We start from the raw sequence: 22,045 nt of genomic DNA, 5'->3' as shown, positions 1-22,045 counted from the left end.
CGGCTGGCGCCGGAAAAGGGGCGTCAGCCGACCGGAGGGCGGGAGGAGGCCGAGCCGTACGCGCGCCGGGCACGCGGGTAAACGTATGGTCCGGGAGGACGTGCTTCCCGGAGGCTTGGGGTTCCGCACAGGGGGAGACCAGGTGTCACGGCTCCCGCTTCGCGTCACTTTAGTCCACCGGTCCTTCGGGTCAATCAACCCTCCAGCGCGCCGCGAGGCTCTTTAATCACTCGTTCGGGTGAAGGCCGGTGAGGCCTGTGGGTTACCTCACAGGCGCCCGAGTTGACGCTCTTTTTCCGGCTCCACGACAAGACCCGGAGATTGGCGGCGGCTACCGTCATACATATGTCGACTCCTGCGCACATACCCGCAGAGCCTCCCGCTCGCCTTCCGCGTCCGACCGTCCGCAGCGGGGGGACGGTGACGGACGGGCTGGTCGAGGCGAACCGCCAGTACGCCGCGGCCTTCACCGATCCCGGCATGGACGCCCGCCCCGTCCTGCACGTCGCCGTCGTGGCCTGCATGGACGCGCGCCTGGACCTGCACGCCGCGCTCGGTCTCGAACTCGGCGACTGCCACACCATCCGCAACGCGGGCGGCGTGGTCACCGACGACGTGATCCGCTCCCTCACCATCAGCCAGCGCGCGCTCGGCACCACCAGCGTCATGCTGGTGCACCACACGGGCTGCGGCATGGAGACCCTGACCGAGGACTTCCGGCACGCGCTGGAGGAAGAGGTGGGTCAGCGTCCGGCCTGGGCCGTGGAGTCGTTCCGCGACGCCGACCAGGACGTACGCCAGTCGATGCAGCGGGTGCGGACCTCGCCGTTCCTGCCGCACGTCGACGACGTGCGCGGCTTCGTCTTCGACGTGACGACGGGGCTGCTGCGCGAGGTCGACCCGGTCGCCTGACCGCGACGGCGCAGGCCACCCGACCACGCAGGAACGGAAATAGGGGGACAACTCACCATGAATCCCCCCCAGTTGTCCACAGGCGAGTGACACGACGCGGCAACGGCAACAAGAATGCGGATGTGACAGAGGGCCGAACCGTTCGGCCGCGCTGTCCGTACTTCGGGGTGGGCCGTGCCGTTCGCAGTGCACCGGCCCGTATGCAAGGGCCGAGGAGGGCCGGGTGACGACCTATGACGATCGAGCGAGCCTCAGCGATCTGACCGCCACGGCGGAGCGTGTCCGCGGGTCGGTGGAGCGTGTGATCGAGGGCAAGCCCGAGGTCGTACGGCTTTCGCTGACCGTACTGCTCGCCGAAGGGCACCTCCTGATCGAGGACGTGCCCGGCGTGGGCAAAACCATGCTGGCCAAGACCCTGGCCAGATCCATCGACTGCTCGGTACGACGCATCCAGTTCACGCCGGACCTGCTGCCCTCGGACATCACCGGGGTGTCGATCTACGACCAGCAGCGGCGGGACTTCGAGTTCAAGCCCGGCGCGATCTTCGCCCAGATCGTGATCGGCGACGAGATCAACCGCGCCTCGCCCAAGACCCAGTCCGCGCTCCTGGAGTCCATGGAGGAGCGCCAGGTCACCATCGACGGGCAGACCTACGAACTGCCCAGCCCGTTCATGGTCGTCGCCACCCAGAACCCGGTCGAGATGGAGGGCACCTACCCGCTGCCCGAGGCCCAGCGCGACCGGTTCATGGCCCGGGTGTCGATGGGCTATCCCACCCCCGAGGCCGAGCTCCAGATGCTCGACGTGCACGGCGCCGTCTCCCCGCTCGACGACCTCCAGCCGGTGGCGCACGCCCACGACATCGTCAAGCTGATCGACGCGGTCCGCGGCGTGCACGTCGCCGACGCGGTACGGCGCTACGCGGTGCAGCTGGTCGGCGCGACCCGCAACCACCCGGACCTCCGGCTCGGCGCCTCGCCGCGCGCCACGCTCCATCTGCTGCGCGCCGCGAAGGCGTCCGCCGCCCTGAGCGGCCGGGAGTACGCGCTGCCCGACGACGTCCAGGCCCTGGCCGTCGCCGTGCTCGCCCACCGGCTGCTGCCCACCGCGCAGGCCCAGCTCAACCGGCGCACCGCCGAGCAGGTCGTTCTGGAGATCCTCCAGCACACGCCCGTTCCGCAGGCCGGGAACCCGCTGTACGGCCAGCAGCCGCCTAGCGCCCGGCGGCTGTGATGGCGGCCGGGGGGCTCCCCGCCGAGTCCGCCGACGAACAGGCGCGGGGCGGCCTCTGGGCCGCCCTGGCCGGTCTCACCACCCGGGGCCGCTCCTTTCTGGCGGCCGGGGTCGCCGCCGCGGTCTGCGCCTTCGTCCTCGGCCAGGAGGACCTGCTGCGCGTCGGCCTGCTGCTCGCCGTGCTGCCGCTGGTCTGCACGGTGGTCCTCTACCGCACCCGCTACCGGGTCGCGGGCAGCCGCCGGCTGTCCCCCGGCCGGGTCCCGGCCGGCTCCGAGGCGCGGGTCCATCTGCGGCTCGACAACGTCTCCCGGCTGCCCACCGGCCTGCTCATGCTCCAGGACCGGGTGCCCTACGTACTCGGCCCGCGCCCGCGCTTCGTGCTCGACCGGGTCGAGGCGGGCGGCAAGCGCGAGGTGTCCTACCGGGTCCGCTCCGACCTGCGCGGACGCTATCCGCTGGGCCCCCTGCAACTGCGGCTCACCGACCCCTTCGGGATGTGCGAGCTGACCCGCGCCTTCAGCGCGTACGACACCCTGACCGTCATCCCCAGGACCGAGCCGCTGCCGCCGGTACGGCTCTCGGGCGAGGCCGCCGGGTACGGCGACGGGCGGCACCGCTCGCTCGCGCTCGCCGGCGAGGACGACGTGATTCCGCGCGGCTACCGGCACGGCGACGATCTGCGCCGGGTGCACTGGCGCTCCACCGCGCGCTACGGCGAGCTGATGGTGCGCCGCGAGGAGCAGCCGCAGCGGGCCCGCTGCACGGTGCTGCTCGACACCCGGGACATCGCGTACGCGGGCGCCGGCCCCGACTCCGCCTTCGAATGGGCGGTGTCGGGCGCGGCCTCCGCCCTGACCCACATGCTGGAACGCGGCTTCTCCGTACGTCTGTTGACCGACACGGGCAGTTCCGTACCGGGCGAGGGGGCGGGCGGGTTCGCGGGTTCGACCCAGGACTCCTCAGACTCGGCCGGGCTGATGATGGACACCCTCGCCGTCGTCGACCACTCCGACGGCGGCGGCCTCTCCCGCGCGTACGACGTGCTGCGCGGCGGCAACGAAGGACTGCTCATCGGCTTCTTCGGGGACCTCGACGAGGAGCAGGCCGCGGTCGCGGCGAAGATGCGGCGGCGCAGCGGCGCCGCCGTCGCCTTCGTGCTCGACAGCGGTCTGTGGACGCACGGCTCCCCGGAGCGCGGCCCGGTCGAAGAGCGGCTGCGGCTGCTGCGCGAGGCGGGATGGGCCGCGCTCGCGGTGAGCCCGGGCGCCTCACTGCCCGAGCTGTGGCGCCGGGCCGCCCGGGAACGAAGCGAGGCGGGGACGGCGTCCAAGGGCACGGCGGGGGGATGGTCATGAGCGGGCGCGGACGGCTGGCGCTGTGCGCCTATCTCGCCACGGTCCTGGCGGCCTGCTCGATGCTGCCGCTGGTCGACCCGGCGAGCTGGATCCTGCAAGCCGCCTTCCTGCTCGCGATCGTGGCCGGGGTCGGCGCGCTCGCCCGGCGGGTGCCGCTGGCCCGGCCGCTGACCGTGCTCGCCCAGTCCGTGGTGGCCCTGCTGCTGCTGACGCTGGTCTTTGCGCGTCATCAGGCGCTCGGCGGGGTGCTGCCGGGCCCCGATGCCGTGGAGCAGCTCAACGCGCTGCTCCAGCAAGGCACTTCGGACGTCGGGCAGTACGCGATCCCGGCGCCCGCCACCGCGGGCATCCGGCTCATGATGGTCGGCGGGGTGCTGATCATCGGACTCGCGGTGGACGCGCTCGCGGTGACGTTCCGCAGCGCCGCCCCGGCGGGCCTGCCGCTGCTCGCGCTGTACTCGGTGGCCGCCGGGCTCTCCTCCGGCGGCGCGAGCTGGCTGTGGTTCGTGCTCGCGGCCGCGGGCTATCTGCTGCTTCTGCTCGCCGAGGGCCGTGACCGGCTCTCGCAGTGGGGGCGCGTCTTCGGCGGCGCCGCGCGGGCTCCGGGCCGCGCCCAGCAGGGTGTGTTCGACAACGCGGCGCCGCTCGCCCCGGTCCGTACCGGACGGCGCATCGGGGTGCTCGCGCTCGGCATCGCGCTGGTGATCCCGGCGATGCTGCCCGCTCTCGACGGCGGGCTGCTCGGCGGGGCCGGCGGCGGTGGGGGCGGCGACGGGAGCGGCGGGACCATCTCGGCGGTCAACCCGCTGGTGTCGCTCCAGAACAGCCTGAACCAGCCCGAGGACCGCGAGGTGCTGCGGTACAACACCAACGCCGAGGACACGAAGGAGATGTATCTGCGCATCGTCGCGCTCGACGAGTTCGACGGCGCCTCCTGGAAGTCCTCGGAACGGCACATCAAGGACGTGCCCGATCCCCTGCCGCGGCCCGACGGGCTGAGCCCGGTGGTCGCCACCACCGAGGTGCAGACCAGCGTCTCCGCGGCCGGCTGGTACGCGCAGAGCTGGCTGCCGATGCCCTTCCCCGCGACCCAGGTGAAGATCAAGGGCGACTGGCGGTTCGAACCGGTCGGGCGCACCCTGGTCGGCGACCGCAAGCAGACGACCCGGGGCGCGCAGTACACGGTCGGCAGTCTCCTGATACGGCCCACGGCCGCCCAGTTGGCGAACGCCGCGCCTGCGCCCGCGGACCTGCTGAAGGAGTACACGCGCGTTCCGGACTCGCTGCCCTCGGTGGTGAGCGCCACCGCCCGGCAGGTCACCGGCGGCGCGGTGAACAACTACGAGAAGGCCGTCAAGCTCCAGGACTGGTTCTCCACCAACGGCGGCTTCACCTACAACACCCACGTCCAGTCGGGCAGCGGCACCGAGGCCATCGCCAACTTCCTTCAGGAGAAGGAGGGCTTCTGCGTCCACTTCTCCTTCTCGATGGCCGCGATGGCCCGCACCCTGGGCATCCCGGCCCGGGTCGCGGTGGGCTTCACTCCGGGCACCCCGCGCCCGGACGGCACGATGTCGGTGGGCCTGCGCGACGCGCACGCCTGGCCCGAGCTGTACTTCCAGGGCGTGGGCTGGACGCGCTTCGAGCCGACGCCGACGCGGGGCACGGCCCCCGACTACACCCGCCGTCAGACTCCGGCGGGCAACCCGAGCAGCCCGGCCGAGCCGTCCAAGCAAGCCTCCGCCGAGCCCTCGGCGGCGCCCTCCGTCTCCGACTCCTGCCCGCCGGCGGCCCGCCGTCTGGGCGACTGCGGCCCCTCCGCCGCGGCGGGCGTCGCGGCCCCGACCGACGGCGGCCCCTCGGCCTCGGCCCTGGCCGGAGCGGCCCTGGGAGCAGCCGTGCTTCTCACGCTGCCGCTGCTGCCCCTGCTGTGGCGCACGCGGATACGGGCCCGGCGCCTCGGCTCCGGCGGGCGCACCCCGGCCGACGCGGTGGCCCGCACGCTGGCCGCCTGGCAGGAGATCACCGACACGGCCTGGGACTACGGCATCCCACCGGACGATTCGCGGACCCCCCGCAAGGCGGCGGCCCGGATCGTCCGCCTGGGCGGCCTGGACGGCGCGGCGGCCGAGTCCGTGCACCGGGCGGCGAGCGCGGTGGAGCAGGTCCTGTACGCCCCGGTCCCCCAGCCCACCCCTGGCCTGGTGGACGACGTCACCCGCGTGACAACGGGCCTGCGCACCCAGGCCACCCGCCCCCAAACCCTCCGCGCGATTCTCGCCCCCCGCTCAGCCGTGCGGGTGATCTGGTCGATCACCCTCCGCTGGGACCGGGCGAAGCGGGGGGTTGCGGGGTGGGTTCGTGCGGTGGGGGCGCGGGGGCGGGCTGGGGGTGCGAGGGGGTAGGGGGTGCTCGCCTTCGGGTGCGGGGCGGCCGGGGGGGCTTCGCGTTTGGGTGCGGGATCCCCCCGGGGGGCTGCCTTTAGGGCGCGGCCCGACCCGGGCTCCCTTGGCCTTCAGGTGCGGGGCTGCCCGGGGGGCTTCGCGTTCGGGTGCGGGCCGTGCGGGGCTGCCCGGGGGGCTTCGCGTTCGGGTGCGGGCCGTACTGGGCTGGTCGCGCAGTTCCCCGCGCCCCTCAACCCGCTCTCGGCCTGCGGACCGTGGCCGCTTCTCACGCAGTTCCCCGCGCCCCCAAAACCTCGTCCGTCCGCGGACCGTGGTCGCTTCTCGCGCAGTTCCCCGCGCCCCTAACCCCTCTGGATCCTGCGGACCGTGGTCGCTTCTCGCGCAGTTCCCCGCGCCCCTGGCGGGGTCGGTGCTGGCCCGCATCGGGGCATTTCAGCCCGTCCGGCGTTTGAGGACGAGCGCCCTTAAGGCGCGAACGGGGTCTGGGGCGGAGCCCCAGGAGGGCCCGGAACCAACTGGGGGGCGAGGTGGCTCGGGGGCTGGGGCGCGGCCCCGGGGATGCCGAAGGGGCGGCCACCTCGTCAAGGTGGCCGCCCCTTCGGTGCAGGTCAGAACGGGGCGGGGCTAGCGCCCCTCATCCCGGCGCCGCTGCCAGCGCTGCTCGATCCGGTCCATCACAGACCGCCGCTGCCGCACCTGCCGAGGCCCGGCAGAGCCACCCGGACGCACCTGTTCCCCGGGACGCGGCGCCTTGCGCCAACCGGTCACCGCGAGCACCGCACATCCGAGCATGACGAGGAAACCCACCACACTGATCCAGATCTGCTGCGCGACCATTCCTGCCATGAGGAGCGCGATACCCACCAGGAAGCCGGCGACCGCCTGGTAGACCCGTCGCCGGGTGTACGTACGCAGCCCGCTTCCCTCAAGCGCTGTCGCGAACTTGGGATCTTCGGCGTACAGCGCTCGCTCCATCTGCTCGAGCATGCGCTGCTCGTGCTCCGAGAGCGGCACGGAGTCCTCCTACTCGTCGGTCGCGGGGGGCGACCGGATGCGGCCCCTTCAGGATAGGCAGGGAATCGCCCCCGTGACACCCGCCCTCTACGCCAAATCGCCAGCCCGGCCACCACGGCGGATCGCCTGTGGAGATTCAATTCCCCAAGAGTCGATCCGTCATGCCGGTCGGTGTCCCCCGATCATACGGGGCGAAGTCGCCGATCGGGGGGCCTGTGGCGTACTCCATGCGGCACAGCGTCGCTGATCAGCCCGCCGCGGGCCATCCGAGCCACACCGGGACGCGGCACCGGCCGGGGGGCGAAGGTCAGCCGCGCTTCTCGCCCAGGACATGGAGCTGGGTGGCGATGGCGTGGAAGGCGGGGAGTTCGGCGGCGGCCGCCTCCAGCTTGAGCAGCGCGTCCAGGGCGCCCGGCTCGGTGTCCACCAGGACGCCAGGGACCAGGTCGGCGAAGACCCGCACGCCGTGGACGGCCCCGGCCGTGGCCCCGGCCGCGCCGACCAGCTCGGTGAGGCGCTCGGCGGTGAACCGGTGCGGCACGGGGTCGCCGGCGCCCCAGCGCCCGGCCGGGTCGGAGAGCGCGTGCTGGGCCTCGGTGAAGTGCCCGGCGAGCGCGCGGGAGATCACCGCGCCGCCGAGACCCGCGGCGAGCAGGCTGAGCGCGCCCTCGGGCCGCAGCGCGTCCACCGCGTTGCGCACGCCTTCCGCCGGGTCCTCGACGTACTCCAGGACGCCGTGGCACAGCACCGCGTCATAGCCGCCGCGCTCGACCACGTCGAAGAGGCCGAGCACGTCGCCTTGGACGCCCTGGACCCGCTCGGCCACCCCGGCCTCGGCGGCCCGGCGCTCCAGCGCGAACAGCGCGTTGGGGCTGGGGTCGACCACGGTGACGCGGTGGCCGAGTGCGGCCAGCGGGACCGCGAAGTTGCCGGAGCCCCCGCCGGTGTCCAGGACGTCCAGGGCCGCGCGCCCGGTCGCCTGGACCCGGCGGTCGAGCGCTTCCTTGAGGACCTCCCAGACCACGGCGGTACGAAGGGAGGCGCGGGGGCGCATGGGGTCCGACACGGCAGTTGACTCCTCGGCGCGGTGCCGCCGCGGACGCGGCGTGGGAAGGGTGAAGACCCGTCCACCCTATTGCCTCCCCGGTCCGTACCCGATCAGCGCGGGCCGCCGTGCCCGGGCTCGTCGAGCCGCGGTCGGCCCGCCTCCCGTCGAGCCCCCGCCGGCCCGCCTGGCCCCCGGGCGCCTCAGCCCGCCCCCCTCTCCCCCTCCGGCTCGCGCGGCCTGGGCTGGGGCAGCACGGGCTGGAGGACGAGCAGGCGCTCGACCAGGCGCAGGAACATCGCCGCGTCGCGGAGCAGGTCGTCGGCGTCCCGGGTGGTGGCCGCGCCCGGGATGCCGGCCTCGGCGCGGGCCCGCCGGTCCGCCCCCGAGGCGAACAGGGCGCTCCACTCGGCCAGTTCGGGCGCTATCTCCGGCAGCACTTCCCAGGCGCTGCGGATGCGCCGGCGCCGGCGCGGGGTGGTCTCGGGCCGCCCACGGGCGGCGAGGACGGCGGCGGCGGTGCGCAGGGCGGCCAGATGGGCCGTGGCGTACCGCTCGTTGGGGGCGTCCAGGACGGCGGCCTCGTCGAGGCCGCCGCGGGCCTGGGCGAGCAGGTCCAGGGCGGCGGGTGGTGCGCCGGCCCGGCGCAGCACGGGGTGGACGTCGGTTGCGGCACCGTTCAGTGAGGGGGCAGGGCTGCTTGCGCGGCGCCGGGGTACAGCTGCTGCGTGGGAGCTGGCCATGACGAACCTCCTGTCGTCGTGTGACGGCACTGTGGCCGTATGTGTCCATCGTGAGGGTCACCACTGACAATCGACCCGGATGCGTCGCTGAGCTGGCGCTTTGCCTCGCATAGGGGTTCGGGCTATCTTTTGTACTGACCAGTCAGTTCAAAAGAATGGGGCCGGGGTTCCGGCCCGGGGACGCGCAGAGCAGGGGGGAATGTGGAGAGTTCGCACGCGGACGTGACCGGCGCCGCGATCCGCGCCGAGGACTTCGGGCTCAAAGGGCCGCGCGGCTGGGCCTTCAGGGGGGTCGGCGTCGACGCCGGGCCCGGTTCGCTGATCGCGGTCACGGGCCCCTCCGGCTCCGGCCGCACCTGCCTGCTGCTCGCCCTCACCGGCCGCATGAAGCCCGCCGAGGGCCGGGCCGAGGTGGCCGGCCACCCGCTGCCGCGCAAGATGGCGGCCGTGCGGCGGATCAGCGCGCTCGCCCATGTGCCCGGCGTCAGCGAGCTCGACCCGGCCTTCACGGTCGCCGAGCACCTGCGCGAGCGCGTGATGCTGAGGCATCGCTACGGCGGTTCGGTGCGGGCGCTGCTGCGCTCCCCCGCCACCCGCCGGGCCGAGTCCCGCGCCCTGATCGACCAGGCGCTCGCCGCGGCCGGCCTCGACCTCGCCTCGCTGCCCAAGCGCGAGGCCACCGCCGTGCGCGACCTCGAACGCCTGGAGGCGCTGCGGCTCACGGTGGCGCTCGCGCTGATCCAGCAGCCGCGGCTGCTCGCGGTCGACGACACCGACATGAAGCTCGCGGACGGGGAACGCGCCGCCGCCTGGGCGCTGCTGCGCTCGATCGCGGACTCGGGCATCACCGTGCTCGCGGTGTGCAGCGAGTCGCCCGCCGAGGCCGACACCACCGTACGCACGACAGGATCCGGCGCCGGGGACGGGGCCACGGACAAGGAGGGGGCGGCGGATGCGTTCGCCACGACTGGCAGCGCTTGAGCTGAAGCGGTTCGGCAGGGGGAAGCTGCCGCGGGCCGCTCTGGTCGCGCTCCTCCTGCTGCCGCTGCTGTACGGCGCGCTCTACCTGTGCTCGTTCTGGGACCCCTACAGCCGCCTGGACCGCATACCCGTGGCCCTGGTCGACGACGACAAGGGGGCCGAGGCCGCGGGGCAGAAGCTCCAGGTGGGCAGGGAGCTCAGCAAGAAGCTCCGCGACAGCAAGACCTTCGAATGGCACGAGGTCAGTGACGCCGAGGCGCGCGAGGGGCTCGAAAAGGGCACGTACTACCTGTCGTTGACGGTGCCGTCCGACTTCAGCCAGAGGATCGCGTCCAGCTCCGGGGACTCCCCCGAGACCGGCGCGCTCCAGGTGCACACCAACGACGCGAACAACTACATCGTGGGCTCGATCTCCCGCACGGTGTTCGCCGAGGTGCGCGCCGCCGCCTCCACCAAGGCCTCGCGCTCCTTCCTCGACAAGATCTTCATCTCGTTCGGCGACCTCCACGACCAGACCGAGAAGGCGGCCAAGGGCGCGGGCGACCTCAAGGACGGGCTCGGCAAGGCCAAGGACGGATCCAAGGCGCTGGCGGACGGGCTCAGTGACGCCAAGGACGGCAGCGGCAAGCTGGCCGGAGGGATCACGAAGCTCGACACCGGCGCCGGCACCCTGGCGAGCGGCGCACGGCAGGTCGCCGAGGGCACCCAGCAGCTCGCGGACGAGGCCAACGCGGTGGCCGGCCAGGCGCGTCCGTACCTCAAGGACAACGGCAAGACGGTCGGCGACGCGGCGAAGCTGCTCGCGGACTCGATCCAGCCGGTGCGCGACCACCTCCAGAGGATCATCGACCTCGCGCCCGTCGCCGCGTCCGGCACCCGCAAGGCCTCCCAGGACCTCGACGCCCTCTATCAGCACCTCTGTGTGGACAAGTCCACCGAAGGCCAGGTCTGCCCCACGCTCAAGGAGGCCAAGAAGGCGATGGCCACCGGCGCGACCCTTACCGCGGACGTCAACAACCTCGTCAAGGACCAGGGGGGTGACCTCAAGAAGCTCGAAAAGAGCCTCGCCGACCTCCAGACCAAGGCCAGGGACCTGGCCGCGAAGGCGCCGCACCTCTCGGCCGACCTCGACAAGAGGATCGCCGACATCAACAAGCTCAACAAGGGCGCGCACGACGTCGCCAAGGGCGCGGCCGACATCCACACCGGGCTCGGCACCGCCAAGAAGGGCTCCACCGACCTCGACACGGGCGTCGGCAAGCTGAAGAAGGGCGCGGGCGCGCTGGACGGCGGGATCGTCAAGCTCTCCGACGGCTCGGTCCAGCTCTCGAACGGCCTGCACGACGGCGTCGGAAAGATCCCCGACTACGACAAGCAGCAGCGCGACCAGCGCACCGAGGTGATGGCCGACCCGGTCAAGCTGGCCTCCCAGGCGATGCACAAGGCGCCCAACTACGGCACCGGCTTCGCCCCGTACTTCATCCCGCTCTCCCTGTGGGTGGGCGCGATGGTCGCGTACATGCTGATCCAGCCGCTCAACCGGCGCGCGCTCGCGGCCGGGGCCTCGGCCTGGCGGATCGCCCTCGCGGGCTGGCTGCCGGTGGCGGCCATCGGGCTGGCCCAGATCGCCGCGCTGATGTCGGTGCTGCACTTCGGGCTCGGTCTCGAAATGGAGCGGACCGCGGGGACGCTGGGCTATCTGGCGCTGGCCTCCTGCTGCTTCACCGCGATCGTGCAGTGGCTGAACGCCAAGTTCGGGGCGGCCGGACGCATCCTGGTGCTGGCCCTGCTGATGCTCCAGCTGACCTCGGCGGGCGGCACCTACCCCGTCCAGACCAGTCCGGCCTTCTTCAACGCCATCCACCCCTATCTGCCGATGAGTTACGTCGTGGACGGGCTCCGCAGGCTGATCACCGGCGGCGATCTGGGCGTGGTCTGGCAGGGCTGCGCGGTCCTCGCGGCCTTCACGGCGGGTGCCCTCGCACTCACCGCGCTGTCCGCCCGGCACAAGCAGGTCTGGTCGCTCGACCGCCTGCATCCGGAGCTGAGCCTGTGAGAATCGACGCCATGGACAGCAGCAGCACCAGACGCCAGGCGACCCGGCAGAAGCTGTACGAGGCCGCCGTGACGCTCATCGCCGAGCAGGGCTTCTCGGCCACCACCGTCGACGAGATCGCCGAGCGGGCCGGCGTCGCCAAGGGCACGGTCTACTACAACTTCAAGAGCAAGACCGAACTCTTCGAGGAGCTGCTGCGCCACGGCGTGGGTCTGCTGACCGCGTCCTTGCAGGCGGCCGCGGACGAGACCGCCGAGCGGGGCGGGACCAGGATCGAGGCCCTGGACGCGATGATCCGGGCCGGCCTCGGGTTCATCGACCGCTACCCGGCCTTCACCCAGCTCTACGTGGCCGAGCTGTGGCGCACCAACCGGGCCTGGCAGTCGACGCTCCTGGTGGTGCGCCGGGAGGCGGTGGCCGTGGTGGAGACGGTCCTTCGGGACGCGGTCGCCGAGGGCGAGCTGAGCGAGGAGATCGACATCCCGCTCACGGCGGCGGCCCTGGTCGGCATGGTCCTGGTGGCCGCGCTCGACTGGCAGGCCTTCCAGAGCGAGCGCTCCCTGGACGACGTCCACGCGGCGCTCTCCCGGCTGCTGCACGGCCGGGTCGGCGGGCGCTGACGGAGGCCCAGGAACGCGCGGACGCCGGGCCGGTGCGGTTCAATCCCCCTTGAACCACACCGGCCCGGCGCTTCCCCCGTACGTCCCCCCGGGTCTCCCCCACCCCCGTCACGTCCGGGGAGCCGCGCCGGTTCCGCCGCCCCGTGTCGGCGGTACCGGCGCCGCGCCCCTTCCGTGGCCTCCACCTTCCCTTCTGCGCAGGTGGGAGCCCATCCGTGCGGGTACTCATCTGGCCGTCTAGGTACGGATACTCAGATGTCCGTGCACAACCCCAGACCCGGCCGCGCGAATCTGGCTACGATCGCGACCGTGTCCGTACTCCCGCTCGTGTTCACCAGCGGCTGGGCGAGCGGGATCAACGCGTACGCGGTGGTCCTGCTGCTCGGCATCTTCGGCGCCACCGGACTCACCGACGAGGTGCCCGACGCGCTCCAGCGGCCCGACGTCCTGATCGTGGCCGGCGTTCTCTTCCTCTGCGAGGCGGTCGCGGACAAGATCCCGTACGTGGACTCGGTCTGGGACTCCGTGCACACGGTGATCCGGCCGATCGCGGGCGCGGTCGTCGGCGCGCTGCTCGCCGGGCAGAACGGTTCGCTGCCGGATCTCGCGGCCGGCGCCGTGGGCGGTTCGACCGCGCTGATGAGCCATCTGGTCAAGGCCGGGACGCGGATGGCGGTGAACACCTCGCCCGAGCCGTTCAGCAACATCGCGCTGAGCACGGCGGAGGACCTCGGGGTCGCCGGGATCATCAGTTTCGCGGTCTTCCATCCGCTCGCGGCGGCCGTGATCGCGGGCGCCCTGCTGCTTGTCGGCATCGTGATACTGGTCGTCCTGTGGCGGAGGATCCGCCGGTTCCGGCGGCGCAGGGCGCAGCGCCGGGAGGAGAAGCGGCTGGCTTCGGCGGGGGTTCCCCGGCCTCCGGGGTGAGGTGTCAGTGGCGGCGGATAAAGTCGCCGGCATGGCACGGATTGTGGTGATCGGCGCCGGCGCGGGCGCCATGGCGGCTGCCGCCCGGCTGGCCGTGGCAGGCCACCGGGTGACGGTGTACGAACGCTCGTCGACCTATGGCGGCGCTCTGGGGCGGTTCGAGCGTGACGGGTTCGTCTTCGACACCGGCCCCGGTCTGCTGCGGCTGCCCGCCGTCTACCGCGACCTGTTCGTGAAGACCGGCAAGGAGCCGCTGGAGAGCGTGGTGGAGCTGGCGCCGGTGGATCCGGCCGCGCGCCATGTGTTCGCCGACGCCACCGAGGTCGAGCTGCCCAACGCCTCGCGGGCGGGCGTGATGTCCGCGCTGGACGACGCGCTGGGCGCGGGCGCCGGCGAGCGGTGGGGTGCCTTCCTGGTCCGGGCCCGCGAGGCCTGGGACCGCACCCGCAGGCCGCTCCTGGAGGAGCCGCTGTGGCCCAACTGGGAGGTGCTGGCCCGCGAGCCCTACCCCGCGCTCAAGCAGCGCCGCCTGCTGCGCGCGCCCCGGCAGGCGACCACGCTGGGCGAGGTGGCCGCGTGGGAGCTGGGTGGCGGCCGACTCGGCGCGCTCCTGGAGGGTTACGCGCTGGAGTACGGCCTGGACCCGGGCACGGCTCCCGCCTCCGCGGCCGTCCTGCCGTACATGGAGCAGACCTTCGGCAGCTGGTATGTGCGCGGCGGCATGCGGGAGCTGGCGCGTGCGGTGTACGAGCGCTGTCGGGCCAGGAAGGTGGAGTTCGTCTTCGGCGCCGAGGTGCGGCTGATCCGCGAGAAGGACGGCCGGGCGGCCGGCGTCGAGCTGGCCGACGGCACCGCGATCGAGGCGGACCACGTGGTGTGCGGCGCGGATCCGCGCGGCCTCCAACGGATGCTGCCGGAGCGGGAGTTGTGGGAGGCGGGCCGGGTGCGGCCCTCGGCCGGGCTCCGGCCGAGCCGCTTCACCGTGCTGCTGGCGCTGCGCGGCGGACGCCCCGCGGACGCCGCGCACCGCACGGTGGTGCACTCTCCGGACGCCGCCGCCGAGGCCCGGACGGCCTTCGCGGGCCCGCACACCGAGCGGCCCACGGTCACGGTGCTGCGCCCCGACGACCCGGCGGTGCGCCCGGACGAGGACCACGAGGCGGTGACGCTGACGGCGACCGTCGCGCCGCACGGCCCGGTGGACTGGACGGACGATCAGCTCGTCCTGCGGTACACGGACGAGCTGATCGCGGCCGCCGAGCGGGCCGTGCCCGGCCTGCGCGAGCGGCTGCTGTGGCACGAGGCACGCACCCCGGTCGATCTCGCGCGGGTGACCGGCGCCGAGGGCGGTTCGGTCCCCGCGCCCTCCCTCGCCGGGGCCGGGGCCGCGTTCCTGCACCCGGCCAACACCACGGGACTGCCCGGGCTCTACACGGCGGGCGGCTGGGCGCACCCCGGGGGCGGGCTCGCGCACGCCGGGATGTCAGGCGCGCTGGTGGCCGGCCTGATCGTGGAGGGGGACGACTTCCGCGGCTCGCGGTGAGCCCGGCCGGGGGCCCCTCGCGAGCGGCAGGTCAGTAGCGGTAGGGCTGCTGCTCGGGGTGGTGCGGCAGGTCCGGGTGGTTCGGGTCGTACGGCGGCTGGGCCTGCTGCTGCTCGTAGGGGACGTACTCGCCGTCGCGCTGCTGGGGCACCCAGACGCCACCGGGCGGGGTGTCCGTGCCGTACTGCGCGGCGAGCGGGTCCGGGTAGGAGTGCTGGCCGCCGAAGCTGTCGTACGCGCTGTAGGTGCCGTACGCCTGGCCGCCGTTGCCGATGTACGGATCCGAGTAGGCGGCGTACTGCTGCTGCCCCGCGCCCGTCTCGTCGTACGGCGGGGCGTAGGGGTCGGCGTAGGGCTGGTGCGGGTCGTACGCGCCGTACTGCGGCTTGTCCTCGGCCTGCTGGGCGGGGCTGTAGATGCCGTACTGGCCGGTCTCGTCGGGCATCGGCAGCGGCTCGTAGACCGCATCGGCCCGCGTCGCGGGCCCGTTGGGGTCGAAGGGGCCGGCCTCGGCGGGCTCCTCGTACTGGAGGTCGGAGACTTCCAGGACCGGCTCGGGCGCGGGGGCGCCCCTGCGCCCCGCCTTGCGGCGGCGGCTCGCGCCCGGCCTGCCGCCCAGCGCCCAGCCGGTGGAGAAGCCGCGCCGGAAGGAGAGGGTGACGTACACCTGGCCGACGGCGAAGGCGATCGCGCCCACGATGATCACGAGGACGGACGGGATGAGGACGCCGAGGACCACACCGAGGAATCCGGTGAAGGCCAGCAACCTCCAGCGCAGTCGCGCCTTGTACTGCAACAGCACCTCGCCGAGCAGCCACAGTGCGACGATTCCGAACGCGATGTAGAGGACCGTCCAGCCCATGTACGCCCCTCATTCTCCTGCCCCGGGTACAGCTGTCCCCTGACCCGGGTACCGGTATCCGGCTACGCCTGCTGGTGCAGGCCGAGATTCTCGTAGATTTCGAGCGTCGCCGTGGAATTGTTGAGGGTAATGAAGTGCAACCCGGGAACGCCATCGGCGAGCAGCCGCGAGCAGAACTCGGTGGCGAACTCGATGCCAATGGAGCGTACAGCGGCCGGATCGTCCTTGACCGCAAGCATCCGGGCCCTGAGGTCCTCCGGGAAGACCGCGGTGCTGAGTTGGGGCAGCCGCTCCAGCTGCTTCACGCTGGTCACGGGCATGACCTCGGGGATGATCGGGGTCTCGCAGCCGGCCGCCGCGACCCGGTCGCGCAGCCGCAAATAGTTCTCGGGCTCGAAGAACATCTGCGTGATGGCGTAATCGGCGCCCGCGCGGCACTTGTCCACGAAGTTCCGGATGTCGGAATCCCAGTCGGTGGAGCGGGGGTGCATCTCGGGGAAGGCCGCGACGCCCACGCAGAAGTCGCCCGACTCCCGGATCAGCGAGACCAGTTCGGCCGCGTAGGTCACCCCTTGGGGGTGCTTGACCCACTCGCCCATCGGGTCGCCCTTCGGGTCGCCGCGCACCGCGAGGATGTTGCGGATCCCGGCGTCGGCGTACTGGCCCACCGTGTGGCGCAGTTCGGCGACCGAGTGCCCCACGGCGGTGAGGTGGGCGACCGGCGTGAGGGTGGTGTCCTCGGCGATCTGCTGGGTGGCCTCGACGGTTCCGGTCCGGGTCGTGCCGCCGGCGCCGTAGGTCACGGAGACGAAGTCGGGGGCGACCGCCTCGACCCGGCGCAGCGCGTTCCAGAGGTTCCGTTCGCCCTTCTCCGTCTTGGGGGCGTAGAACTCGAAGGAGTACGTGGTCTCGCCGGTCGCGAGCATGTCGCGCACGGTTCGCGCGCGATCGGTCCTGGTGGAAGCAGTGCCGTGGGCCATACCGGCAGGTTAGCCAGGGGGCGTCGGCACCCCAAGCAAACGGGGTGAATTGTCTCGATTGCCGGACTTCTGTCCACCCCTCGGACAACCGGGCCCCTACCCCGGAGTTTCCGATCACCCCGCGCGGCCGACGCCGTTGACCAGCCCTGTTGGCCGGCCCGGCGCCGATCCGGGACTCAGCCGAGCCGCTCCCGGACCCGCTTGGCGAGATCGGCGGCGGCCGCGGCCGGGTCGTCGGCCTCGGTGATCGCCCGTACGACGACGACCCGATCCGCGCCGGCGTCCAGGACCTCGTCCAGATTGCCCGCGTCGATCCCGCCGATCGCGAACCAGGGCCGCTCGGTGGCGAGCGCGGCGGTGTGGCGCACCAGGTCCAGGCCCGGCGCGTGGCGGCCCGGCTTGGTGGGGGTGGGCCAGCAGGGGCCGGTGCAGAAGTAGTCGACACCGGGCTCGGCGGCGGCCGCGGCGGCCTCGTGCGCGGCGTGTGTGGAGCGGCCGATCAGCACGTGGGGGCCCAGGATCGCGCGGGCGGCGGGGACCGGCAGGTCGCCCTGGCCCAGGTGCAGCACATCCGCGCCGATGGCGTGCGCCACATCCGCCCGGTCGTTGACCGCGAGGAGCTTGCCGTGGCGGCGGCAGGCGTCCGCGAGGACGGCCAGGTGCTCCAGCTCCTCGGCCGCCTCCATGCCCTTGTCGCGCAGCTGCACGATGTCCACGCCGGACGTCAGCACGGCGTCCAGGAACGCGGGCAGATCGCCCTGGCGCTTGCGAGCGTCGGTGCACAGATAGAGCCGGGCGTCGGCGAGCTGCTCACGGGCCGTGGGCATGGAAGGTCCCCCGTTGTGTTCGTCTTCGGCCGGGCCGCGCGGTGTACGGGGCCGGGTGGACCGGACCGTACACCGCGCGGCCGTGGCACGTTCGGGTGGGCTCTTTCGGCGTTCGGCTCAGAGGGCGAGCGCCTGGGCGCGGCGCTTCACCTCCGTGCCGCGATTCTCACTGAGGGCCTCGGCGGGGGTGCCGGGCAGGCTCGGGTCGGGCGTGAAGAGCCACTCCAGCATCTCCTCGTCGGAGAAGCCGTCGTCCCTCAGGAGCGTCAGTGTTCCCACCAGGCCCTTCACCACCTTGTCGGTGTCGATGAAGGCGGCGGGCACCTGAAGTGCCCTGTTCTCACCTCGGCGTACGGCGATGAGCTGGCCCTCCTTGACCAGCTGCCGTACCCGGGTCACCTCCACGTCCAGCATCTCCGCGATGTCGGGCAGGTAGAGCCAGGCGGGGACGAGAGCATCAATCTTTGCGTCAATCTCGGTCACGGTCCAAGCGTGCCACCTCGCGGGGGCGGTCGGTACCGGGGTGACCTTTCGGGGGCCGTGCCCCCGGTCCCCCTCAGGGGGCGCTGCCCCCCGGCCCCCGCTCCTCAAGCGCCGGAGGGGCTGGTTTTCGGCTGCGGACCGTGGGCGCTTCTCGCGCAGTTCCCCGCGCCCCTGGCAGGGTTGGTGCTGGCCCGCATCGGGGCACCTCAGCCCGTCCGGCGTTTGAGGACGAGCGCCGTTCAGGCGCGATACGGGGTCTGGGGCGGAGCCCCAGGAAATCCGCTTTCGGCTGCGGGCCGTGGGCGCTTCTCGCGCAGTTCCCCGCGCCCCCGTAGGGGACCCGGCGTTCCTAGGGCAACGTCGCCGACTTCAGTGGGATCCCGGGGTCCGCCACCTTCGCCGGGTCCATCGGGGTCGCGGATTCGATCAGTTTGCGGGCCTGGGCCAGGTCTCGGGGGCGGCCCACCGTCAGGACCGCCACCAGGGCGCCGTCCCTGAGCCAGCAGACGGACCAGGGGGTCGAGGAGGGGTCGCCGCGGTGGATCAGTTCGTCGGTGTCGGTGTGGTGGCCGGCGTACTGGACGAAGCGGCCGAACTGCTCGGACCAGAAGTACGGGACCGGGTCGTAGTCGGTGGGTGCCTCGCCCACGATGTCGGCGGCCACCGTGCGCGGGCCCTGCAACGCGTTGTCCCAGTGGTGGACCAGCAGGCGTTCACCGAAGCGCGCCGAGGGGAACGAGGCGCAGTCGCCCACCGCGTACACGTCGGGCAGCGAGGTGCGCAGCCGGGCGTCGGCGGTGATCGCCCCCTCGGGGCCCAGCGCGATGTCCGAGCCGGCCAGCCAGCCGGTCGCGGGGCGGGCGCCGATGCCGACGATCACCGCGTCGGCGGGCAGCCGCCGGCCGTCGGCGAGCAGCACCTCGCCCGGCACGACCGCCCGGACCCGGGCGCCGGTGATCAGTTCGGCGCCGGACTCGGCGTACCAGGTGGCCATGGGGGCCGCGACCTCGGCGGGGAGCACCCCGGCGAGCGGGCGGTCGGCGGCCTCCACGACGGTGACCTCGCAGCCCGCGTCGCGCGCGGCGGTGGCGAACTCGGCGCCGATCCACCCGGCGCCCACCACCACGATCCGGTGCCGCTGGTCGAGGACCGGGCGCAGCCGCCGGGCGTCGTCCAGGGTGCGCAGCAGGTGCACGCCCGGCACTCCCCCGCTGCCGGGCAGGGTGAGCGGTTCGGCTCCGGTGGCGATGACGAGGGTGTCGTAGCCGACCTCGCCCGCCTCGGTCACCACGCGGTGCTCGGCCGGCCGCACCCCGGTGACCTCAAGGCCCAGGCGCAGCTCCACGCCGAGCGCCTCGAAGTCCACCTCGAAGGCCGAGCCCTCGGACGTGCCGAGCAGCACCGCCTTGGACAGCGGGGGGCGGTCGTAGGGCTGGTGGGGTTCGGCGCCGATGAGGGTGATGGCTCCCGTGAAGCCCTGTTCGCGCAGGGCCACCGCGGTCTGGACGCCGGCCATGCCCGCGCCGACGACGACCACGTGCCGCGCTTCGGAATGCGTCTGCTGTTCGCTCACCCGATCACCATAAGCACCTGACAGATCGTCAGGTAAGGGGCCCGGGCCGCGCGCCCGCCCCCCGGCCGCGCCGACGCTCCCTTACTGCGGGCTGGGGGCTCGGGCTATGGTGGCGGGCGTAAAGCACTCGCGGGAGCCCGGACGCACCGGGCTGAGAGGGAGGCTGGGCGGCCTCCGACCGTACGAACCTGATCCGGGTCATGCCGGCGAAGGGAGGGGCTGGACGCCCATGCGTTCTTCACGAAACGGGCCCGGGAACGGGTCCGACGTCCTGGTGGTCGGCGGCGGCATCATCGGGCTGGTCACCGCCTGGCGGGCCGCGCAGCGCGGACTCGACGTCGTCCTCGTCGACCCCCAGCCGGGGGGCGGGGCCGCCCAGGTCGCGGCCGGGATGCTCGCCGCCGTCACCGAACTCCACTACGGCGAGCAGACCCTGCTCGCGCTCAACGTCGAGTCCGCCCGCCGCTACCCGGCCTTCGCGGCCGAGCTGAGCGAGGTGAGCGGCCTTGACACCGGCTACCGCGCCTGCGGCACCCTGGCCGTGGCGCTCGACTCCGACGACCGCGCCCACCTGCGGGAGCTGCACGCCCTCCAGGTCCGCTGCGGCCTGGAGTCCGAGTGGCTGTCGGGCCGTGACTGCCGGCGCCTGGAGCCGATGCTCGCGCCCGGTGTGCGCGGCGGCCTTCGCGTCGACGGCGACCACCAGATCGACCCGCGCCGCCTGGCCAAGGCCCTGGTCGCCGCCTGCGCGCGGGCCGGGGTGCGGTTCACGCACGGCTGGGCCGAGCGCCTCTCGGTCGTACGGGAGCGGGCGACGGGAGTCGTCCTGGCCGACGGCACCGCGCTCGCGGCCGACCAGGTGGTGCTCGCCGCGGGCAGCCTCAGCGGGCGCCTCGCGGGCGTACCCGCGGAGCTCCTTCCTCCCGTACGCCCCGTGAAGGGCCAGGTGCTGCGGCTGACCGTGCCGGGCGCCTACGCGCCCTTCCTGTCCCGGACCGTGCGGGCGCTGGTGCGGGGCAGCGTCGTCTATCTCGTACCGCGTGAGAACGGCGAGCTCGTCGTCGGCGCCACCAGCGAGGAACTCGGCTGGGACACCACGGTCACCGCGGGCGGCGTCTACCAACTGCTGCGCGACGCCCATGAGTTGGTGCCGGGCATCACCGAACTGCCGCTCACCGAGACCCGGGCCGGGCTGCGCCCCGCATCCCCCGACAACGCGCCGCTACTGGGTCCGACCGCGCTGCCCGGCCTGCTGCTCGCCACCGGGCACTACCGCAACGGCGTGCTGCTCACGGCCGTCACCGGAGACGTCATGGCGCAGGTCCTGGCCACCGGTGAACTGCCCGTCGAGGCACGCCCGTTCACCCCCCGACGCTTCACCTCCGCACCATGGGAGCTGACGACCGCATGACCATCTCCGTCAACGGCGAGCCGCGCGCGCTCGCCCTCGGGACCACCCTCGACGTCCTCGTCGCCACCCTCACCCCGTCCCGCTCCGGGGTCGCCGCCGCCGTCAACGAGACGGTCGTACCGCGCGGCGCCTGGCCGACGACCACACTCGGCGACGGCGACCGCGTCGAGGTCCTCACCGCCGTGCAGGGGGGCTGACCATGGCCGACGACCGCCTCACCATCGCCGGCACCACCTTCGACTCCCGGCTGATCATGGGCACCGGCGGGGCGCCCAGCCTGGACACCCTGGAGCGGGCGCTGGTGGCGTCCGGCACCGAACTCACCACGGTCGCGATGCGCCGCCTCGACCCGACCGTGCAGGGCTCGGTCCTGTCCGTGCTCGACCGGCTCGGCATCCGCGTCCTGCCCAACACCGCCGGCTGCTTCACCGCCGGGGAGGCCGTGCTCACCGCGCGCCTGGCCCGCGAGGCGCTCGGCACCCACTGGGTCAAGCTGGAGGTGGTGGCCGACGAGCGCACCCTGCTGCCCGACCCGATCGAGCTGCTCGACGCCGCCGAGGTGCTGGTCGACGACGGGTTCACGGTGCTGCCGTACACCAACGACGACCCGGTCCTCGCCCGCAAACTGGAGGACGTCGGCTGCGCGGCGATCATGCCGCTCGGCTCCCCCATCGGATCCGGGCTCGGCATCCGCAACCCGCACAACTTCGAGCTGATCGTGGACCGGGCGGGCGTCCCGGTGATCCTCGACGCGGGCGCCGGCACCGCCTCCGACGTGGCGCTCGCGATGGAGCTGGGCTGCGCCGCGGTGATGCTGGCCTCGGCGGTCACCCGGGCCCAGGAGCCGGTCCTGATGGCGGAGGCGATGCGGCACGCGGTCCAGGCGGGCCGCCTCGCCCAGCGCGCCGGCCGCATCCCGCGCCGCCACTTCGCGGAGGCGTCCTCGACGATGGAGGGGCGGGCCGCGCTCGACCCCGAGCGCCCCGCGTTCTAACGGGTCCGCGTCACAGCTCGGCTTCAGTCCGGCCCCCACCACGCCCGCGGCGTGAAGGGGGCCGGACGGCGCTCGTA

20 protein-coding genes and 1 riboswitch are annotated in these 22,045 nt (G+C 73.2%); of the genes, 12 read left to right on the top strand and 8 right to left on the bottom strand.

Translation table 11 applies throughout. The features are described 5' to 3' along the window. The first annotated feature begins 345 nt into the window (after window positions 1-345). The 4 genes from N4G70_RS04560 to N4G70_RS04545 all read left to right on the top strand — a co-directional run bounded on the left by N4G70_RS04560 (window position 346) and on the right by N4G70_RS04545 (window position 5,909). The gene (locus N4G70_RS04560) at window positions 346-912 is read left to right on the top strand and encodes a carbonic anhydrase (protein WP_261711052.1); all 567 of its coding nucleotides are present in this window, start codon (window positions 346-348) and stop codon (window positions 910-912) included. Between the two features lie 223 nt (window positions 913-1,135). After that, complete coding sequence (locus N4G70_RS04555) at window positions 1,136-2,146, top strand: MoxR family ATPase (RefSeq protein WP_261711051.1); 1,011 nt, start codon at window positions 1,136-1,138, stop codon at window positions 2,144-2,146. Next, window positions 2,146-3,504, top strand: a complete 1,359-nt coding sequence (locus tag N4G70_RS04550) for a DUF58 domain-containing protein (RefSeq protein ID WP_261711050.1) — start codon at window positions 2,146-2,148, stop codon at window positions 3,502-3,504. The genes N4G70_RS04555 and N4G70_RS04550 overlap by 1 nt, the downstream gene beginning before the upstream one ends. After that, the gene (locus tag N4G70_RS04545; protein ID WP_261711049.1) at window positions 3,501-5,909 is read left to right on the top strand and encodes a DUF3488 and DUF4129 domain-containing transglutaminase family protein; all 2,409 of its coding nucleotides are present in this window, start codon (window positions 3,501-3,503) and stop codon (window positions 5,907-5,909) included. The genes N4G70_RS04550 and N4G70_RS04545 overlap by 4 nt, the downstream gene beginning before the upstream one ends. Window positions 5,910-6,533: 624 nt before the next feature. On the opposite strand, the gene N4G70_RS04540 is transcribed toward N4G70_RS04545, so the two are convergent. From N4G70_RS04540 to N4G70_RS04530, 3 genes are all read right to left on the bottom strand, one after another. Further along, window positions 6,534-6,923, bottom strand: a complete 390-nt coding sequence (locus tag N4G70_RS04540) for a DUF3040 domain-containing protein (RefSeq protein ID WP_261711048.1) — start codon at window positions 6,921-6,923, stop codon at window positions 6,534-6,536. A 307-nt stretch (window positions 6,924-7,230) separates the two neighbouring features. Beyond that, window positions 7,231-7,989, bottom strand: a complete 759-nt coding sequence (locus N4G70_RS04535) for a bifunctional 2-polyprenyl-6-hydroxyphenol methylase/3-demethylubiquinol 3-O-methyltransferase UbiG (protein WP_261711047.1) — start codon at window positions 7,987-7,989, stop codon at window positions 7,231-7,233. 182 nt (window positions 7,990-8,171) lie between these two features. After that, window positions 8,172-8,711 (bottom strand): SAV_6107 family HEPN domain-containing protein, encoded by a 540-nt coding sequence (locus tag N4G70_RS04530; protein ID WP_261711046.1) that lies wholly within the window; start codon window positions 8,709-8,711, stop codon window positions 8,172-8,174. Window positions 8,712-8,912: 201 nt separating this feature from the next. On the opposite strand from N4G70_RS04530, the gene N4G70_RS04525 reads away from it, so the two are divergent. From N4G70_RS04525 to N4G70_RS04505, 5 genes are all read left to right on the top strand, one after another. Then, on the top strand, window positions 8,913-9,692 hold the full coding sequence (locus N4G70_RS04525) for an ATP-binding cassette domain-containing protein (RefSeq protein WP_261711045.1): 780 nt from the start codon (window positions 8,913-8,915) through the stop codon (window positions 9,690-9,692). Then, a complete protein-coding gene (locus N4G70_RS04520) occupies window positions 9,664-11,748 on the top strand; it encodes a YhgE/Pip domain-containing protein (protein WP_261711044.1) in 2,085 nt (694 codons plus the stop codon). Before N4G70_RS04525 ends, N4G70_RS04520 begins: the two co-directional genes overlap by 29 nt. An 11-nt stretch (window positions 11,749-11,759) precedes the next feature. Continuing rightward, the gene (locus N4G70_RS04515) at window positions 11,760-12,368 is read left to right on the top strand and encodes a TetR/AcrR family transcriptional regulator (protein ID WP_261711043.1); all 609 of its coding nucleotides are present in this window, start codon (window positions 11,760-11,762) and stop codon (window positions 12,366-12,368) included. 309 nt (window positions 12,369-12,677) lie between these two features. Further along, entirely contained in the window at window positions 12,678-13,295 is a 618-nt protein-coding gene (locus N4G70_RS04510) for a DUF4126 domain-containing protein (RefSeq protein ID WP_261711042.1), read from the top strand. A 31-nt stretch (window positions 13,296-13,326) separates the two neighbouring features. Then, on the top strand, window positions 13,327-14,838 hold the full coding sequence (locus N4G70_RS04505) for an NAD(P)/FAD-dependent oxidoreductase (protein WP_261711041.1): 1,512 nt from the start codon (window positions 13,327-13,329) through the stop codon (window positions 14,836-14,838). 31 nt (window positions 14,839-14,869) lie between these two features. Here the strand turns inward: N4G70_RS04505 and N4G70_RS04500 are convergent, their stop codons facing one another. The 5 genes from N4G70_RS04500 to N4G70_RS04480 all read right to left on the bottom strand — a co-directional run bounded on the left by N4G70_RS04500 (window position 14,870) and on the right by N4G70_RS04480 (window position 19,506). Next, entirely contained in the window at window positions 14,870-15,700 is an 831-nt protein-coding gene (locus N4G70_RS04500; protein WP_261711040.1) for a hypothetical protein, read from the bottom strand. A gap of 62 nt (window positions 15,701-15,762) precedes the next feature. Continuing rightward, window positions 15,763-16,680, bottom strand: a complete 918-nt coding sequence (metF, locus tag N4G70_RS04495; RefSeq protein WP_261711039.1) for a methylenetetrahydrofolate reductase [NAD(P)H] — start codon at window positions 16,678-16,680, stop codon at window positions 15,763-15,765. A 176-nt stretch (window positions 16,681-16,856) separates the two neighbouring features. Then, window positions 16,857-17,507: a thiamine phosphate synthase gene (thiE, locus tag N4G70_RS04490; RefSeq protein ID WP_261711038.1), complete on the bottom strand. Its 651-nt coding sequence runs from the start codon at window positions 17,505-17,507 to the stop codon at window positions 16,857-16,859. Between the two features lie 117 nt (window positions 17,508-17,624). Next, entirely contained in the window at window positions 17,625-17,990 is a 366-nt protein-coding gene (locus N4G70_RS04485) for an Rv2175c family DNA-binding protein (RefSeq protein ID WP_120724198.1), read from the bottom strand. A 349-nt stretch (window positions 17,991-18,339) separates the two neighbouring features. Then, window positions 18,340-19,506, bottom strand: a complete 1,167-nt coding sequence (locus N4G70_RS04480; protein WP_261711375.1) for an NAD(P)/FAD-dependent oxidoreductase — start codon at window positions 19,504-19,506, stop codon at window positions 18,340-18,342. 176 nt (window positions 19,507-19,682) lie between these two features. Beyond that, window positions 19,683-19,795: riboswitch (TPP riboswitch) on the top strand. Here N4G70_RS04480 and thiO point away from each other — a divergent pair. The 3 genes from thiO to N4G70_RS04465 all read left to right on the top strand — a co-directional run bounded on the left by thiO (window position 19,793) and on the right by N4G70_RS04465 (window position 21,968). Further along, a complete protein-coding gene (gene thiO / locus N4G70_RS04475; protein ID WP_261711037.1) occupies window positions 19,793-20,974 on the top strand; it encodes a glycine oxidase ThiO in 1,182 nt (393 codons plus the stop codon). It overlaps the preceding riboswitch by 3 nt. Beyond that, window positions 20,971-21,171 (top strand): sulfur carrier protein ThiS, encoded by a 201-nt coding sequence (thiS, locus tag N4G70_RS04470; protein WP_261711036.1) that lies wholly within the window; start codon window positions 20,971-20,973, stop codon window positions 21,169-21,171. Before thiO ends, thiS begins: the two co-directional genes overlap by 4 nt. Window positions 21,172-21,173: 2 nt before the next feature. Next, the gene (locus tag N4G70_RS04465; protein ID WP_261711035.1) at window positions 21,174-21,968 is read left to right on the top strand and encodes a thiazole synthase; all 795 of its coding nucleotides are present in this window, start codon (window positions 21,174-21,176) and stop codon (window positions 21,966-21,968) included. Window positions 21,969-22,045 lie beyond the last annotated feature (77 nt).

The organism is Streptomyces sp. ASQP_92 (assembly GCF_025399895.1).
Classification (GTDB): domain Bacteria; phylum Actinomycetota; class Actinomycetes; order Streptomycetales; family Streptomycetaceae; genus Streptomyces.
This window is presented reverse-complemented; position numbering and strand designations above follow the sequence as displayed.